The organism is uncultured Clostridium sp. (assembly GCF_934754915.1).
Lineage (GTDB): Bacteria > Bacillota > Clostridia > Clostridiales > Clostridiaceae > Clostridium.
Genome location: NZ_CAKVKB010000338.1, coordinates 1 through 1,591, shown reverse-complemented (window position 1 = coordinate 1,591; position 1,591 = coordinate 1). Strand labels below are relative to the sequence as shown.

General features: G+C 25.5%; 2 protein-coding genes and 1 pseudogene. All 3 read left to right on the top strand.

Annotated features, from left to right (window positions below; all coding sequences use genetic code 11):
• A partial coding sequence (locus tag Q0F58_RS19540; protein ID WP_294379764.1) for a hypothetical protein occupies positions 1 to 292 on the top strand: 292 nt, incomplete at its 5' end.
• The gene (locus Q0F58_RS19535; RefSeq protein ID WP_294379762.1) at positions 289 to 972 is read left to right on the top strand and encodes a sugar transferase; all 684 of its coding nucleotides are present in this window, start codon (positions 289 to 291) and stop codon (positions 970 to 972) included. The genes Q0F58_RS19540 and Q0F58_RS19535, both read left to right, overlap by 4 nt.
• A gap of 392 nt (positions 973 to 1,364) precedes the next feature.
• Positions 1,365 to 1,591 (top strand): annotated as a pseudogene (locus tag Q0F58_RS19530) (nucleotidyltransferase); the annotation flags it as partial.

Below are 1,591 nucleotides of genomic sequence, written 5' to 3'. Positions count from 1 at the left end.
ATCGGTAGCAGTATTAGATTCAGTTGAATTATTATATTATAATTTATTTATTTGTGTTATTTTTTTGAATTTGTCAGTAAGTAATGGACATATAAATCTTATAGAATGCATTATGAAATATATTTTTGGGTTAATATGTATATTAGATTTGATTTTAATATTTCTTAATTATGCAGAAATAGAGAGCTATAAATGCTCTGTAGCAGCTATAGCATTATCTATATTTGTCCCAATTGTAGTGTCAATTTATCAGTGGATTAATATGGAAAATCAAGGAGGAATATCGTCATGAGCATTATTTTAGAAAATATATTGTTTATTATTCTGATTATAATACTTTGCATGTTAATAGTTGTGACTTTGATGTATTCAATTAAAACTACTAGTACAGATAAGTTAATAGATAATGTAATAGAGAATAAAAAAGATAATATACTAGAAACTAGAATTCCGTTAAAAAAATATATATATTTAAAAAGAGGTTTTGATATAATATTTGCATTATGTGCGATTATCTTTATATTTCCAGGTTTTTTGATATGTGTAGTATTATTAAAATATGATAGAGTACATCCAATAATAAAAGTAGATAAAATAATAGGATATAAAAAAAAGACAGCTAAAATATATGTATTTAATACAGTTAAAGATATAAAAGAGGGAAAATTGATACGTTCTAAAATAGGGATGCTTTTATATCTAACAGGATTGAGTCAATTGCCAATGTATTTTTCGGTATTAAAAGGGGATTTGTCTATAATTGGGCTAGCCAAAATATATGATTTAAATATTGATGAACATTTAATTAAAGAATACCAATATTATAGGCCAGGAATGGCGACAATAGCGGCAGTATCCAAAAAGAAAAAAACATGCTTAGAGTTTAATAAAATATATGTAGAAGAGGCATCTCTGAAATTAGATAGAGCAATTTTTATGGATGTTATAAAGAAAAGTATAAATATTCAATAATGTAAAATAAAGAGAATTAATTAAAAATATTCCCAAAGGGAAAAAGATGTAAGTTGTTATTAAATACTTTATTTCTTGTATTTATAATATATCAAGTAAATGTAAGAATTACCTTAAATGGAATTAATAATATTTGAAATGAGGCATAAAAAATATTGTTAATGATATATTGAATGGAATTTAAAAATACAAAATATTCAAATATTTCTATAGTGAGGATAAGTATTGTACAAATTTTAAAACATAAGGGAGAACTTAAGTTCCCAGGGACATTAAGAAATCAGTCTATAAAATGAATAGTTATAATGAATAAAAAAATACGAAAAAATTTGAAAAATAGGTTCACTTTTTATAAAAAAGGACTTTTATATTGTAAAGGGGAGAAAATACGAATGAATACAACATTAATTATCATGGCAGCTGGAATCGGCTCCAGATTTGGAGAAGGAATCAAACAGTTAGCCCAAATGGGACCAAACGGAGAAATCATCATGGATTATTCCATTCATGATGCAAAAGAAGCAGGATTTAATAAAGTAGTCTTTATTATCCGCAAAGACATTTTCAAGGAGTTCGAGGAGATCATCGGAAACAGGATCAAAGAACAGATCGATGTTGA